The organism is Chitinophaga caseinilytica (assembly GCF_038396765.1).
In the GTDB taxonomy this organism is placed as follows: domain Bacteria; phylum Bacteroidota; class Bacteroidia; order Chitinophagales; family Chitinophagaceae; genus Chitinophaga; species Chitinophaga caseinilytica.
The window spans coordinates 1,174,197-1,188,503 of the sequence record NZ_CP150096.1 but is presented as its reverse complement, the minus strand read 5'-3'; the positions used below and the strand labels follow the sequence as shown (position 1 = coordinate 1,188,503).

Genomic DNA, 14,307 nt, shown 5'->3' with positions numbered 1-14,307 from the left:
ACAGCATATGACCGTAAAGACGATATCTCGCTTCGCCTGCCTCGCCTTCGGCCTGCTCGCCTTCGCCTGCAAGCCCCCGAGGCTGGATACCTTCGAAAAAAACAGGGACATCCCGCAATCCAGCTGGAACAAGTCCTTCAAACCGCAATACGAAGTAACGCTCGGCAATGAAGACACGGCGTATTATTACAACCTGTACGTGAACGTCCGCCATAAAGACGCTTACCCGTACAACAACATCTGGCTGATCGTCAGCACCCAATTGCCGGGCGACAGCCTGCCGCAATCCCGGAGAGTAGAGCTGCCTTTGGCAGACAGTTACGGCAAATGGCTGGGCAGTGGCCTCGATGATATCTTCGAGCACCGCATTCCCATCCAGCAGAACGCCATCCTCCCCAGGGCCGGCACCTATCGTTTCACTTTCGAGCAGAACATGCGACAAGACCCGCTGCCCGATATGCTCAGCGTTGGCCTCCGCGTGGAAAAAGCCGCTCCGCGTAAATAAGGCATGAAGAAACAGTCGACCACAGCAGCCCTCCCGGGCAAAAAGACGGTCACCGCCATTTACATTTTCGTACTGGCATATACCGTGGTCCAGCTTTTCTGGTGGGGCATCCTGCTGCACCAGCAATCGAAGGAGATCGCCTATTACGAACAGCTGGAACTGACGCACCGGGTGCACCTGTTGCGCGAACCGTCCGAATTCATGCGGGAGATGCAGCGCCATCATCACGAACAGCGTATGCGCACCCTCAAGTACATCGGCGAAGGCACCATTTTCCTCATCATCATCCTCGCCGGCGCTTCCATCGTGTACCGCGCCGTATGGAAACAAATGCGCCTGCAGCAGCAACAGCAGAATTTCATGATGGCGGTCACCCACGAGCTGAAAAGCCCTATCGCCATCGCCAAACTCAACCTCGAAACGCTCCGCAAACATAAGCTCGACGAAGAAAAAGAGAAGAAACTGCTCGACGCCACCATCCGGGAAACGAACCGGCTCGACCAGCTCTGCAACAACATCCTGCTGGCGTCGCAGTTCGAACATCAGAACTCCCAACCCTTCTTTGAGCCGCTGGACCTGAGCCAGGCCCTGGGCAATGCACTGCAGGAACTGCGCGACCGGATACAAAGTCACGACATACTGGCAGACATCGAGCCCGGGATCGGAATGGAAGCGGATAAATTTATGATCACGCTGATGCTGAACAACCTCGTAGAGAATGCGGTGAAGTATGCGCCGAAGGGGACGAAGATCGAAGTGAGCCTGAAGACAGAGCAAAACGACCTGCTGATGCGGGTTTGCGACGAAGGAAACGGCATTCCGCAGGAAGAGAGAAGCAAGATTTTCATGAAATTTTACCGCATCGGGAACGAGAATACCCGGAAGTCGAAGGGCTCCGGACTGGGCCTCTACCTCACCCGGAAGATCGTGGAACAGCATGGCGGGACCATCGCCGTGCGTGACAACTTGCCGAAAGGCACGTGTTTTGAGATCAAATGGCAGGATTATTCCCTCCAACCTGTATAAAATTAACCGGTTGTGCGTAATTTTATAGGCAATAACCGGAAAAGCATTTTACCGTTCACCATTCACCCAATGCATTTATGAAGGAAGCGACGAAAGCATCAATTTTGTTGGTAGAAGACGAAGAGAACCTGCAGGAGGCATTAAAACTCAACCTGGAGCTGGAAGGTTATGAGGTTACGGCGGTAGATAACGGCACCAGCGCCCTCAAAGCCGTCAAGAACGAGTATTTCGACCTCATCATACTCGACATCATGCTGCCCGAGATGGACGGCCTGGCGGTTTGCGAGAACATCCGGATCCAGAACAACGAAGTGCCCATCCTTTTCCTCAGCGCCAAAAACAGCAGCGCCGACCGCGTGCTGGGCCTCAAGAAAGGGGGAGACGACTATATGACCAAGCCTTTCAACCTCGAGGAACTGCTCCTGCGGGTAGAAAAACTCATCGTCAAAAACAAGAAGATCCAGGATAAGGACAGCGTGCCCAACGTGTACCGTTTCGGGAACAATATGATCGATTTCGCCGCGCAGGAATGTGTGGGGAAAGACGGAAAGCACCACGAACTGTCCAAAAAGGAAACCATGCTGCTGAAGCTCCTCATCGAGAACAAAGGCGAAGTGGTTACCCGCGAAAAAATACTCCAGGTGGTTTGGGGTTACAACGTATATCCCACCACCCGGACGATCGACAACTTCATCCTCAATTTCCGCAAATACTTCGAGGAAGACAGCCGCAATTCCCGCTATTTCCACTCCGTTCGGGGCGTAGGGTACAAGTTTACCGACGGCTGATAATGCCTTTTGCCAGATAACCCCGCTGTGCCGCCGATTTTCCGGCGGCGCCCGCCAGCTATGACTTCCCTCTTTTCCGGAGCCGGGCCGCAGATTATATTTGAGCGGACTAGAACTCGATATGATTAACCCCGCAAATGCCTCGGTTCAATCGCATGCTTATCCAACGGTTGCCGCGCCGGAACCATCGTTTTTCCCGGGTACCGCTGTATCGCTGACCATCCTTTTCTTCCTCGCAGGAGCCCTCGTAGCAGGTGCATTCTGGTGGCGGGAAAGAAGGATGCGCCGCCGCATGCAGGACCAATACCACCTCCAGGGCGGCAAAGTCTCGCTGGAACTTCACACCATCCAGACGCAGATGAACCCGCACTTCATCTACAACAGCCTCAATGCCATCCATAGCTTCATCCTTTCCTCCAGCACCGACATGGCCTCTTCCTACCTCACCCGCTTCAGCCGCCTCATGCGCATGACGCTGGAACACAGCGGCCGCGAATGGATCTCCCTGGAAGAAGACCTCGAAACCCTCGATCTCTACCTCCAGCTGGAATCCCTCCGGTTCGACGGCCAGTTCGAATACGACATCCGCCTGCTGCCCGGCCATCCGCCCCTCAACGTCCTCATCCCCCCGTTCCTCATCCAGCCATACGTGCAAAACGCCATCTGGAACCGCCTCCTGCAGCGCGAAGAAGGCAAAGGCTACATCCAGGTCGAAATCGGGAAAAATGACGACGGCATGTTCGTGAGGCTGGAAGACAACGGCATCGCCCGGCACGGCGCGTTTCACCTCCATCAGCAGAAAACGCCCGCCATCGCCGTAGCAGGGGAGCGGCTACATTGGATCAATCACCGGTATCATACGCACGCCAACATTACCTCCGGTCACCGGTACGACGAGCATCACCAACGCATCGGCACCTATACCATCATCCGCCTGCCAGACGTGACGTACGACGAGGTGGCGCATGAAGAAAGGATTTTTAAGTAAATTTAGGTACCCCCGAAGTTGACCGAAATACACATCGCCATATCTGTACCCCCATGAAAACGATCATTATAGACGACGAAGAGCATTGCCGCGAAGTATTGCGCATGCAACTGAACCGATACTGCCCGCAACTGGAAATCGTTGCCTGCAGCGGATCGGCGGAAGCAGGCCGCGCCGCCATCGAACAACATCAGCCCGATCTCGTTTTCCTCGACGTGGAAATGCCCGGCGCCGATGGTTTCTCCGTCCTCGAAAACTGCTCCTGGCACAAGTTCTCCGTCATCTTCACCACCGCGCACGACCGCTACGCCATCAAAGCCATCCGCCACAGCGCGCTCGATTTCCTCCTCAAACCCATCGGTAAAGAAGAATTGGTACAAGCCGTGAACAAAGCCGCGGAACATCACCCTGCAGCCCAGATGCAGGCAGACACGATCCTGCGCCTCCTGCGCGAACAATTGCCGCAGTTCGGGCGCGTGGCACTGCCCACGTTCGACGGGCTCCGTATGATCCCCGTGAAAGATATCCTGTATTGCGAATCAGAAGGAAGTTACACCCGCATCTTTCTGCACGAATGCCCTAAACCGGTCATGATCTGCCGGCCACTGCGGGATGTAGACGATACGCTGCGCGACAAGGGATTCTTCCGTACGCATAACAGCTTCATCATCAACCTGTCCCACATGTTCAAATACATCAAGGGCGATGGTGGCGACATCGTGATGGCCGACGGGCGCACCGTGCCGCTGGCCCGTAACCGCAAACAGGAATTCCTGGAAAAGATCGAGAAATTATAACCGCTTGATCTCGTTCACCGGCACCCAGCCGGTTTTGCCATCTGTCAGTTGCACTTTACCGAACTGGCTGGTGGCGTCGAGCACTTTTACCTTCATGCCTTCCTTCAGCTCAAACAGGTCTTTGGCCCCATCGTCGGGTGCGGATTTGGCTTTCACCGAATTGTTCATCACGATGGCGTCGTTGCTGTTGAAAGACTGGCTGTGCATCCATGCGGCCATGGAAAAATAACCGATGAGGAAGATGCCGGAGACGGCGAGCGCCCAGCGGATGTATTTTTTCCCGGAACGGGAAAGAAGAAGTAAGCGATGATGAGCGCGGAAAATATCCAGCTCCAGGCGATGCTCCAGTTGGCCCATCCCGCGGGCGTGTGCAGCTGTTGCCATTGCAGCCACCAGCGTTCGAAGAAAAGCAGCGGAAGCGTTTCCACGTTGCTGCCGACTTTCTGGTTGGCCAGGGCAAGATTGTGCTCGATGGCTTCGTCGCCGGGCTGGAGGCGGAGCGCTTTTTCGAAACTGTAAACGGCCATGGCCGTCTGGCTGGATTTGTAGTAAGCGTTCCCCGCGTTGAAATACAAGTCTGCCACCTGGAACCCGGAATCGATCACTTGCTGGTATTTGGCGGCGGCTTCGGCGAACTGTTGCTGTTCGTAGAGCCGGTTGGCTTCATTGAATGCGGCGGGTTCCTGGGCTTTGACGGCAGTTGCGGCAAGCAGGAAGATGAGGAGAAGGCGGGCGCAGTAAGAAATGAATGGTTGCATATAACTGTTTTTCCGGCGTGGTTTACGCCCGTCCTTTGATTTCGTTTTCGATATTGGTGATCACTTCAACGGCTTCCTGGTAAGCGCCCTGGCGCAGCTCCACGGAGTCTCCCGGCGCGTAGAGCGCCCGTTCGCAACGGTCTGTCAGCGCGAAGAGTTTTTCTTTGGCGACATCGCTGAGGCGAAGTTTCGTCAATTTATCATCCACCTGCTGTTTCGACATTTCGGCCATGGGGATGCGGAGTTTATGGCTGAGGTAGCCCCACAACGCGCGCGATGTTTCTTCGTAGAAAGCCTTGTCTTTTCCTTCCTTCAGATAACGCGCCGCCAGCTCCAGGCGTTTCAGGGCCACCTTGTTGGCGTGGCGATGGCGAAGGAGCGCGGCATTGTTCGTGTTGTACTGCTCGCGGCGGCGGTAATACGCTACCCCGGCAATGGCCAGCACCGGCAGCAGGAACAGCACCCAGAACAGGGGCTTCCCGAAGAAGAACGGGCGCTGCTTGCTCCATTTCGTACCGCTGGTACGGATGCCTGCCAGGTCTGTTTGTCCACCGAAATCGGCTTTTTCTTTCTTCACTTCCTTCCCTTGCACCACATGAACGCTGAACGGCGCGGATGTGATGATTTTATAAGCTTTCGCCGCGGGATCGAAGTAGGAAAACTCGACCGGTTTCAGGTTGTAATCGCCTTTCTGCTGGGGCATGAGCGCATATTGGAACGTGCGGCTGCCGCTGAGGGGATTGCTGTTCTTTTCGATATTGTCGGTAACGGTGGGATCGTATTTTTCGAATGCGGCCGGAATGTCGAGCGGCGGAGCGTTCAGCAGGTTCACGTTGCCACGCCCGCTGATGGCCACTTTCAGCGAAAGCGCATCGTCTGTGCTCAGTTGTTCCTTATCCAGCGTAGCGTTCATGGTGAATTGCCCAACCGCGCCATTGAAACTGGCCGGTCTGCCTTCTGCCGGCAGCGGTTTCACCTGCACTTTCACCACGGGGCTCTGGATCCTGTAGGGCACGATCTCGGCTTCGGGTTGATCGAAGAAGGGATCGTCCGCAAATAAATCCTGGAACGGATCGTTGGTTTGCGCGCGTTTGCGCTGGCCGCTGCCGCCTACTTTCACGAAATGGACCTGGTTATCCACTTCCGCGGGGTCCAGTTCCAGCTCGCCGGATTGCAGGGGGAACAGTAAGGTCTTGCGGATCACGAACACATTGAAAGGCACGCCGTTCACCATTTCTTCGGTTGGCCGCGGCGGATTGGGAATGTCCATGTCTTTGGCGGAAAACCCTTTGAACGCGGGCACTTTCGTAACACTGGAGTTCGTCGGCAGCCGGGTATACAATTTATAGGTAGCGGTGATCTGTTCACCTTCGAATACGTTGGTTTTATCCACTTCCACCCGTACGAACACGTTTTTCCGCAACTGTTCCTTGGCATCGTCGCCCGGGCGGAGCACGCCGGGGTGTGCTTCTCCGGGATACCGGCGCTGCGGGTAATTCGGCTGGGCGGGTTGTTGCGCCTGCGGCTTTATGGGCGTTCCGGCTTTCGTCACTTCGATGGAAACGGGATTGCTGCGCACCGTTCTGCCATCCACCCGCGCCGTGGCGCCGGGAATGGTGAAGTTGCCGGGCTGCGTAGGGGCCAGGGTGTAAGAAAATGCATAATAGGTGGTGACACGCCCGTTGTCGTTAGACATGCCCTGCTGTTGCGAAGGCCCCTGCACCACTTCAAAGCCCTTGAACGCGGGCGCTTTGAATTCGCTGAGGTTCGTGGGGTTGATGAGCGTAAACTGGACTTGCACATATTCATCCTGCGCAATCACATTGGTGTTGACTTGCGCGGTGAAGCGAAATTCCTGGGCGCTGGCGCCTGCCGCCGTCAGCAGTACGGCGAAGAGCAAAACGAGATTTTTCTCAATCTGGCGATATAAAACTTCATCTATGACAAATTTAACCAATGCCTGGCCGGCCTTTGCCGCGGACAAGTTAAAAGTAAGTTAAAAAAGCAGCTTGAAAATGGCTACAGTAAAGGATTTGGGCGTCATCCGGCAATTACCCGAGGTCCCCGAGCTGAGGGCGCATCAGGATGTCTTCGATCACGGCCTGGGCGCTGAGGTTATACGCTGCCCAGAGCATAGACGCCACGTCTGCCGGCTCCATGAGCCGGTCTTCCGGCCCGTCGAACCCTTCCCAGGAGGCCGTCAGCACGGCGCCCGGGCTGATGGAGGTGACTTTCACGCCGTGGAGTTTCATTTCTTCCCGCAGGTTTTTCGAAAACCCGAGCAGGGCGAATTTGGTGATGCTGTACGACCCGCCGTTCGGGTACGCCGTGTGGCTGGCCGTGGAACAAAGGTTGAAAACGTGGCCTTTCTTCGCCGATTTCATGGCGGGGATGAAGGCGCGCGTGAGGTGATAGGCGCTGTAGAGGTTCACGGCCATCATCTTTTCCAGGTGACCGTCTTCCTCCTCATGCACCGCCCCCGGCACGAAGATGCCTGCATTGTTGACGAGGATGGCCGGCGCCTCGCCGAATTCGCGGCGAACGGCGTCGGCAAAAGCCAGCACGGCCTGCTTGTCGCCCATATCCACTGGCAGCGCCAGTACCCTGGCGGCGGGGCTTTGCTCCCGGATGCCGCGGGCCGTTCCTTCCAGCGCCGCTGCGCCCCGGGCGCAGATCGCCACGTCAAACCCTTCCGCCGCCAGCTTCTCCGCTACCGCTTTCCCGATGCCTTTGCTGGCGCCTGTGATGATTGCATACATACCCTTGTGTGTCTTGTTGTTAATACGCTTTTAATACGGCAAAATAAGGGAAAAATGGATTTGTCGTACCTTTGCCTTTCACCACTTTAGCCAACGAACGGACCCATCATGAGATATAAACATATTTTTTTCGACCTGGACCATACCCTTTGGGATTTCGAAGCCAACTCCAACGCCACCCTGCAGGAACTTTTTTACGAGCATAACCTTGCCGGCAAAGGCATTTCCTCCTACGCAGATTTCTTCGCGGTGTATTCGGAGATCAACGATAAGCTGTGGGACCGCTTCCGCAAGGGCTTCATCAACCGCAACGAGCTGCGCATCAAACGCTTCACGCAAACTTTCCTTGCCTTCAAGCTGTGCGACGACAAGCTGTGCCAAACCCTCAGCGAGCGGTTCCTGGAAATCCTCCCCACCAAAACCGCCCTTTTCCCAGATACGGTAGAGGTACTGGATTATCTGCGCGATAAAAAATATCCCCTCCACCTGATCACAAACGGGTTTGAGGAAACACAGAAACTGAAGCTGCAGCACTCCGGGATCGGGCATTACTTTACGCATATCGTGACTTCCGAGAGCGCGGGCTCGCTGAAGCCGCACCGCGAAATTTTCGATTTTGCGATGAAATTGTCGAACACCACGGCGGCAGACAGCATCATGATCGGCGACACGCTGGAGGTAGACATCCTCGGTGCGCAGCAAGCGGGGATGGACCAGGTGTATTTTGCGCCGAACCTCGTACAGCAGGGCGTTTCCCCGACTTACACTATCAAAAACCTTTCCGAGCTGAAGAGCATATTATAGGCACAAAAAAATCCCGGTAACGTAATGCTACCGGGACTTCCCAATATAATGGCTGCAAAAAGTCAGCTTTTGTCCGCAGTTTTCTTTTTGGCGGCCGAGGCTTTGGCGGCGGCTTGCGAGCGGGAGGGCATCGGCATGCAGCAGGATTTGCCTTTGGCGGCGGTCTCTTTCTGGCAGCACGATGCATCTTTACCCTTGTGGCAGGCTTCCTCTTTTTTGGCGGGAGCCTTTTTTGTCGCAACAGGCTTTTCCTGGGCGAGTGCCGGGCCGGCGAGCAGTGCTACGGCGGAGAGCGTCAAAAAGAATTGTTTCATGCGGTGTGTCTTTGTATGATTGAAGATACGGCTTCCCTTTTGAAAAGAAACGTTAAAATCATCATGCTAATTCAGCGATCACGGTTTGGCCGCCGCGAACGATTTGTTCGAGGTTCACGTTCACTTTGGTGCCGATGGGCAGGTACAGGTCTACCCGGGAGCCGAATTTAATGAATCCCATTTCGGTGTTCTGCTTCACGTCCATACCGGGTTTCAGGTAATTGACGATGCGGCGTGCGAGGGCGCCGGCGATCTGGCGCACGAGGATGTCGGTTTTGCCGTTGCCGATCACGACCGTATGGCGTTCGTTCTCCGTTGAGGCTTTCGGGTGCCAGGCCACGAGGTATTTGCCGGCGTGGTATTGGCTGAGTTTCACGCTGCCGCTGATGGGGTTGCGGTTCACGTGCACGTTGGCCGGGCTCATGAAGATCGACACCTGGAGGCGCTTGTCTTTAAAATATTCCGGTTCGTAGGTTTCCTCGATCACGACGATCTTCCCGTCTGCCGGGGCGATCACCTGCCGTTCGTCGAATTTCATTTCGCGGGAGGGGATGCGGAAGAAGGAAACGATGAACAGGAAAAACACGATGGAAATACCCAGCAGCGTATAGCACAGTACCGGCGTATCGAAAAGGAAATAGAACACTGCGATGTTGAGCAGCGCCAGTACGGCGAATGTTAGGGCGATGGTAGCGGTGCCCTCACGGTGGATCGTCATGATTCAGTAGATTTTATCTGGCCTTTTTAAAAGAGGCGGTACGAAGGTATGAAGAAAAATGTTTATCAGAAGAAGAGCCGCATGTAGATCCAGGCGATGGGGGCGGCCACGAGCAGGGAATCGAACCGGTCGAGGAACCCGCCGTGCCCCGGCATGATGCTCCCCGAATCTTTTACGCCCGCCAGCCTTTTGAGCCGCGATTCCAGCAGATCGCCCGCCGTCCCGAAGACCGCCGCGATAGCCGCGAAGGCGATCCAGTGTTGCAGCGGCATCCACTGATACCCCCAGAAATGACCGAACACGCCGGCTGCCGCTACCGCGAGGATCATCCCGCCAACGGTCCCCTCGATCGTCTTTTTCGGCGAAATGGCCGGGGCGAAGGGGGTTTTCCCGATGAGGGAGCCTACGATGTAAGCCATGGTATCGTTGATCCAGATGGCGCAGATCAGGGTGAGCGGATACAGCCATACGTACTGCTGGCCGAAGCCGGGCACAACGTCATGTGAAAAGCTCATATCCACCAGCATCCCGAAGGGGACGGTCACGTACAACAGCCCCAGCAGCGAATAACCGATCGTTTTCAGCGAAAAATTCTTGCCCATGAGGATTTCCCCCAGCGGCATCACCAGCAGAAAAATAAACGTCAACACCCAGCCGATCTCGCCCAGCGAAAACCCGTCGTACCCGAACCGGTCGCCGGCAATAGACATATACAATGCGCATCCCGCCACCAGCACGCCATTGCGGTGCCAGGGCGAAATTTCCGTGTAGTCGGGATCGATATGGCGCACCAGGCTCGCATATTCGCGCAGCGCAAAGAAATTGATGATGAAAAACAGGGTAAAAAAGGATAGTCCCGACCATAAAATGCCTCCCAGCATGATGGCCACGAAAAACAGGGCGGTGATGGTCCGCGTAATGAAAGTCTTCATGTGTTGATTTAAAGTGAACCGGCGATTCCCGGTTTATTCCGTTTTCCCGGGCTCGGGGCGGCTTTCTGCGATGAGCTGTTTGGCCTGCGCCTCGTTGGAGACGTGCACATATACTTCGTCCATCCCCGGAAGCATGGTAACGAAAGATGAATCCTGCCGGGGGACGATCACGGCTTCGATCCCGTTTTCGTCGAGCATGCCGCGGATGATCTCGGATTCGTAGGCGATGTTGCTTGCGTACACTTTTACCCAGTCTTTTTCCATAATGTTAGTTTTTTGGTCCCGCCAATGCCGTTTTCCAGTTGTACCCGGCCTGTTTCGCGCGCTGCTGGAGCCTCCAAATGAGGAGCCCCGTGATGACGGCGCTGAAAACGGCGAGGTATACGGGCACTGTTTCGTCGGCGGAAGGGTCTTTGCTGATGAGTTTGTTCTGGTAAAGATAAAACAATACTACCTGCATGCCGTTGTTGAGAAAATGCGCCGCGATGGCCAGCCAGAGGTTCCCCGATACGAGGAACACCGCGCCGATCGCGAAGCCCAGCACTACACGGGGCAGGAAAGTGATAAACTGCAGGTGAACGGCCGAAAAGATGACCGCCGTGATCAACACCGCCACCCAGCCGTTCCGCACCAGCCGCTGAACGATCGTTTGCAGGCATCCGCGGAAGAACACTTCTTCGCCGATGGCAGGCAACAGGGCCATGAGGAAGAGGTTGCGGACCATCGTCCAGCCATCGGGCATTACGAGCAGGGCTTTGGTCTGCCGCTCGGCCAGCTTTTCCATTTCCTCGAATTTCTGCGAAAAGCCGATCAGTTTGTTCCATTCCACGGATGCGCCTACCAGTTGCAGGGAGCAAAGCAGGATGAGCAGGGAAAGCACCAGCTGGAGGAAGGGAAGCCCGCGGTTGATGCCGAGGTATTGTGCCGGCCGGTCCATGGCCAGGGCGAAAAGGGCGCCGGGCACGAGGAACACGATAAACGTATAAAAGAATTGCGATATACGAAGGGCGGCGGCGACGGAAGGGATTTTGATGACGGCAGGGTCTTGCGCCTGCAACATCGTATAGCCCCCGCTGATAGCCGGGAATACTTCCAGGAAGATGATACCGTACGCCATGTAGCAGACAGACATCAATCCCAATAAAATCGCCAGTTGTCCGAACGGGGACGCCTTCCGTATAAAGTCCATCATACTTTCGCTGTGCTAAATTTGCGTAAATTTACAGGGCATTTATCAGTTTTGTCAGAATAAATTCTAACCGGCAGCAATTATATGGTGAAAATTGGAGATATAGAACTGGGTGAGTTTCCGCTTTTGCTGGCCCCCATGGAAGATGTGAGCGATCCGCCGTTCCGTGCGGTATGCAAGCGCGAGGGGGCAGACCTGATGTATTCCGAATTCATTTCCTCGGAAGGCCTCATCCGCGACGCCATCAAGAGCCGGATGAAGCTGGATATTTTCGATTTCGAGCGCCCCGTCGGCATCCAGATCTTCGGGGGAGACGAAGAGCCCATGGCCATGGCCGCCCAGATCGTGGAAGCCGCCAACCCCGACCTGCTCGACATCAATTTCGGCTGCCCAGTGAAGAAAGTCACCTGTAAAGGCGCCGGCGCCGGTATTCTGAAGGATATTCCCAAGATGGTCCGCCTCACCGAAGCCGTCGTAAAGGCCACCAGGCTCCCCGTTACCGTCAAAACCCGCCTTGGGTGGGACGATGATACCAAAAACATCGAGGAAGTGGCGGAAAGGCTGCAAGACGTGGGCATCAAGGCGCTCACCATCCACGGCCGCACCCGTACGCAGATGTACAAGGGCCATGCAGACTGGACGCTCATCGGCAAAGTCAAGAACAATCCCCGCATTAACATTCCCATCTTCGGCAACGGAGACATCTGCACGCCCGAGCAGGCGGTGGCGGCGAGGGAAAAATATGGGGTAGACGGGGTGATGATCGGCCGCGCGGCCATCGGGTACCCCTGGATTTTCAATGAGATCAAGCACTTCATCCGTACCGGCCAGCACCTGCCGCCGCCCACGGTTTCCGAGCGGGTAGACGTGTGCAAGGAACACCTCCGCCGGTCGATCCAATGGAAAGGGGAAGTGGTCGGCATCCTCGAAATGAGACGGCATTACACGAATTACCTGAAAGGACTGCCGCACATCAAAGAATTCCGTGCACAATTAGTAACTTGCACTACGGCCCCTAAGATCGAGGAGGTCCTGGATGCCGTAGCATATCAGTACAAAGATCATATATTTGAGAGGACGATGGCCCCAATGGCTGGCATAGAAGCAACAGCGAATCATCCGGAGAGAGAACTGAGTTGTGAAGTTCCGGACTGAACCCCAGAAATGAACCATATAAATTGCTTTCACAATGGCCACAATCAAAAATTTGAAAAATGAGGTCTGGAAAGACTTGCAGATCAAAAACAAATCTGCCCTGCGTAAACGTTACGCGGTTTCCAATATGGGAAGGGTGATGAGTTACCAGGAAAGCAAGGAAGACGGAAGGCTGCTCAACGGCTCTACCGTGGAAGGCTATACGGTGCTGAACATCAAACCGGCCGACACGTACCAGTCGCTCTACCTCCACCGCGAAGTGGCGCGCCTGTTCATCCCCAAAACCAGCCGTTCGCAGAAATACGTCATCCATCTCGATTACGACAAGAAGAACAATAAAGTCTCCAACCTCCGCTGGGCCACCAAGGAGGAAATGGAGCAGCACCAGCAAAACAGCCCGGCGAAGCTTGCTTACAAGGAGCAGCAGCGCCACCGTACCAAAGGCCTGAAGCTGAACATCGCCAAGGTGAAGAGCATCAAGCGCCTGTTGCACAAGCCGGGGCGGAAAACGATGAAGCAGATCGCAGAGCAATTTTCCATCAGCGAAATGCAGCTGTACCGGATCAAAAGCGGCGAAAACTGGAGCCACGTAACATTGGATTAACGCCTGAGTCATCAGGAATGGTCATATTTTTTGATGTTGTCTGACGAAAGTCTCCGGCTTGCCGGGGGCTTTCTCATTTTTGGCGGGGTTTGCAGGAACGGGGGTTTTACCGTACCTTACTCTTCCAAATCAGTAGACTATGTCAGGCAAGAAAATCGCCATCATCGGCGGCGGCAACCTCGGTTCCGCCATCGCGGAAGGCCTCCTCAAAAGCGGGTTCTCCCAGGCCGGAGAAATCACCGTTACCAAGCGCAACGTCGCTACCCTGGCCGCATTGCGCGAGCAGGGCGTTCATGTGGAATCAGATAACGCCAAAGCCATCCGCGAAGCAGACGTGGTGGTAGTGGCCCTCAAACCCTATAACGTTAAGGAAGTCCTCACCGAGCTCCGCGCCAGCTTCGATGCAGACAAACAGCTCCTCATCTCCGTGGTGACCGGCGTGCTGCTCGACGATCTCGAAAAGATCACGCTGCCCGGCCTGCCCATCTTCCGGGCCATGCCCAACACCGCCATCGCCATCCAGGAGTCCATTACCTGCATCTGCGGCCGCAACGTCACCGAAGAACAGACGGCCTTCGTGAAGGAAATGTTCGACCAGCTGGGCGTTACCGTTTCCATCGACGAAAAGCTCATGGACGCCGCCACCGTGCTCGGCGCCTGCGGCATCGCCTATGCCCTCCGTTTCATCCGCGCCTCCATCCAGGGCGGCATCGAGATCGGGTTCGACGCGGCCACGGCCAACCTCATCGCCGCACAAACGGTGAAAGGCGCCGCCGAACTGCTCATCAAAGGCAACCGCCATCCGGAAGCCGAGATTGACAAGGTTACAACCCCTAAAGGCTGCACCATCGCGGGCCTCAACGAAATGGAACACCAGGGCTTCAGCTCCTCGCTCATCAAAGGGATCACCAGTTCGTACAACAAGATCGTCAAAGGCTAACACCCTTCAGATATTTGCATAAAAAACTAA

At 55.4% G+C, this 14,307-nt stretch carries 18 protein-coding genes; 9 read left to right on the top strand and 9 right to left on the bottom strand.

The genetic code is table 11. From position 1 onward, the window contains the following. Positions 1–7 precede the first annotated feature (7 nt). The 5 genes from WJU22_RS05120 (at position 8) to WJU22_RS05100 (ending at position 4,104) form a co-directional block, all read left to right on the top strand. The gene (locus WJU22_RS05120; RefSeq protein WP_341842185.1) at positions 8–505 is read left to right on the top strand and encodes a gliding motility lipoprotein GldH; all 498 of its coding nucleotides are present in this window, start codon (positions 8–10) and stop codon (positions 503–505) included. Between the two features lie 3 nt (positions 506–508). Next, positions 509–1,531, top strand: coding sequence for a sensor histidine kinase (locus tag WJU22_RS05115; RefSeq protein WP_341842184.1), 1,023 nt, complete (start codon positions 509–511; stop codon positions 1,529–1,531). Between the two features lie 77 nt (positions 1,532–1,608). Further along, positions 1,609–2,319, top strand: coding sequence for a response regulator transcription factor (locus tag WJU22_RS05110; RefSeq protein ID WP_109695708.1), 711 nt, complete (start codon positions 1,609–1,611; stop codon positions 2,317–2,319). Between the two features lie 121 nt (positions 2,320–2,440). Next, positions 2,441–3,307 carry a histidine kinase gene (locus WJU22_RS05105; RefSeq protein ID WP_341842183.1) on the top strand — a complete coding sequence of 289 codons (867 nt, stop codon included), beginning with the start codon at positions 2,441–2,443 and terminating at the stop codon, positions 3,305–3,307. A 53-nt stretch (positions 3,308–3,360) separates the two neighbouring features. Next, the gene (locus tag WJU22_RS05100; RefSeq protein ID WP_341842182.1) at positions 3,361–4,104 is read left to right on the top strand and encodes a LytTR family DNA-binding domain-containing protein; all 744 of its coding nucleotides are present in this window, start codon (positions 3,361–3,363) and stop codon (positions 4,102–4,104) included. On the opposite strand, the gene WJU22_RS05095 is transcribed toward WJU22_RS05100, so the two are convergent. The 4 genes from WJU22_RS05095 to WJU22_RS05080 form a co-directional block, all read right to left on the bottom strand. Next, on the bottom strand, positions 4,099–4,323 hold the full coding sequence (locus tag WJU22_RS05095) for an SH3 domain-containing protein (RefSeq protein ID WP_341842181.1): 225 nt from the start codon (positions 4,321–4,323) through the stop codon (positions 4,099–4,101). The genes WJU22_RS05100 and WJU22_RS05095 overlap by 6 nt on opposite strands. After that, the gene (locus tag WJU22_RS05090) at positions 4,272–4,862 is read right to left on the bottom strand and encodes a tetratricopeptide repeat protein (protein ID WP_341842180.1); all 591 of its coding nucleotides are present in this window, start codon (positions 4,860–4,862) and stop codon (positions 4,272–4,274) included. Before WJU22_RS05090 ends, WJU22_RS05095 begins: the two co-directional genes overlap by 52 nt. A gap of 22 nt (positions 4,863–4,884) precedes the next feature. Continuing rightward, positions 4,885–6,762: a BatD family protein gene (locus WJU22_RS05085; protein WP_341842179.1), complete on the bottom strand. Its 1,878-nt coding sequence runs from the start codon at positions 6,760–6,762 to the stop codon at positions 4,885–4,887. A gap of 151 nt (positions 6,763–6,913) precedes the next feature. Next, the gene (locus tag WJU22_RS05080) at positions 6,914–7,621 is read right to left on the bottom strand and encodes an SDR family oxidoreductase (protein ID WP_341842178.1); all 708 of its coding nucleotides are present in this window, start codon (positions 7,619–7,621) and stop codon (positions 6,914–6,916) included. A 108-nt stretch (positions 7,622–7,729) separates the two neighbouring features. On the opposite strand from WJU22_RS05080, the gene WJU22_RS05075 reads away from it, so the two are divergent. Beyond that, positions 7,730–8,425, top strand: coding sequence for a YjjG family noncanonical pyrimidine nucleotidase (locus WJU22_RS05075; RefSeq protein WP_341842177.1), 696 nt, complete (start codon positions 7,730–7,732; stop codon positions 8,423–8,425). 62 nt (positions 8,426–8,487) lie between these two features. Here WJU22_RS05075 and WJU22_RS05070 read toward each other — a convergent pair whose 3' ends face one another. The 5 genes from WJU22_RS05070 to WJU22_RS05050 all read right to left on the bottom strand — a co-directional run bounded on the left by WJU22_RS05070 (position 8,488) and on the right by WJU22_RS05050 (position 11,581). After that, the gene (locus tag WJU22_RS05070) at positions 8,488–8,739 is read right to left on the bottom strand and encodes a hypothetical protein (protein ID WP_341842176.1); all 252 of its coding nucleotides are present in this window, start codon (positions 8,737–8,739) and stop codon (positions 8,488–8,490) included. Positions 8,740–8,800: 61 nt separating this feature from the next. Next, complete coding sequence (locus tag WJU22_RS05065) at positions 8,801–9,457, bottom strand: phosphatidylserine decarboxylase family protein (protein ID WP_341842175.1); 657 nt, start codon at positions 9,455–9,457, stop codon at positions 8,801–8,803. Between the two features lie 65 nt (positions 9,458–9,522). Continuing rightward, positions 9,523–10,389, bottom strand: coding sequence for a phosphatidate cytidylyltransferase (locus WJU22_RS05060; RefSeq protein WP_341842174.1), 867 nt, complete (start codon positions 10,387–10,389; stop codon positions 9,523–9,525). A gap of 33 nt (positions 10,390–10,422) precedes the next feature. Further along, on the bottom strand, positions 10,423–10,653 hold the full coding sequence (locus WJU22_RS05055; RefSeq protein WP_341842173.1) for a putative signal transducing protein: 231 nt from the start codon (positions 10,651–10,653) through the stop codon (positions 10,423–10,425). A 4-nt stretch (positions 10,654–10,657) separates the two neighbouring features. Beyond that, entirely contained in the window at positions 10,658–11,581 is a 924-nt protein-coding gene (locus tag WJU22_RS05050) for a CPBP family intramembrane glutamic endopeptidase (RefSeq protein ID WP_341842172.1), read from the bottom strand. A gap of 81 nt (positions 11,582–11,662) precedes the next feature. On the opposite strand from WJU22_RS05050, the gene dusB reads away from it, so the two are divergent. The 3 genes from dusB (at position 11,663) to proC (ending at position 14,277) form a co-directional block, all read left to right on the top strand. Then, positions 11,663–12,733: a tRNA dihydrouridine synthase DusB gene (dusB, locus tag WJU22_RS05045; RefSeq protein ID WP_341842171.1), complete on the top strand. Its 1,071-nt coding sequence runs from the start codon at positions 11,663–11,665 to the stop codon at positions 12,731–12,733. A 34-nt stretch (positions 12,734–12,767) separates the two neighbouring features. Further along, the gene (locus WJU22_RS05040) at positions 12,768–13,337 is read left to right on the top strand and encodes an HNH endonuclease (RefSeq protein ID WP_341842170.1); all 570 of its coding nucleotides are present in this window, start codon (positions 12,768–12,770) and stop codon (positions 13,335–13,337) included. 139 nt (positions 13,338–13,476) lie between these two features. Further along, a complete protein-coding gene (proC, locus tag WJU22_RS05035; protein ID WP_341842169.1) occupies positions 13,477–14,277 on the top strand; it encodes a pyrroline-5-carboxylate reductase in 801 nt (266 codons plus the stop codon). Positions 14,278–14,307: the final 30 nt, after the last annotated feature.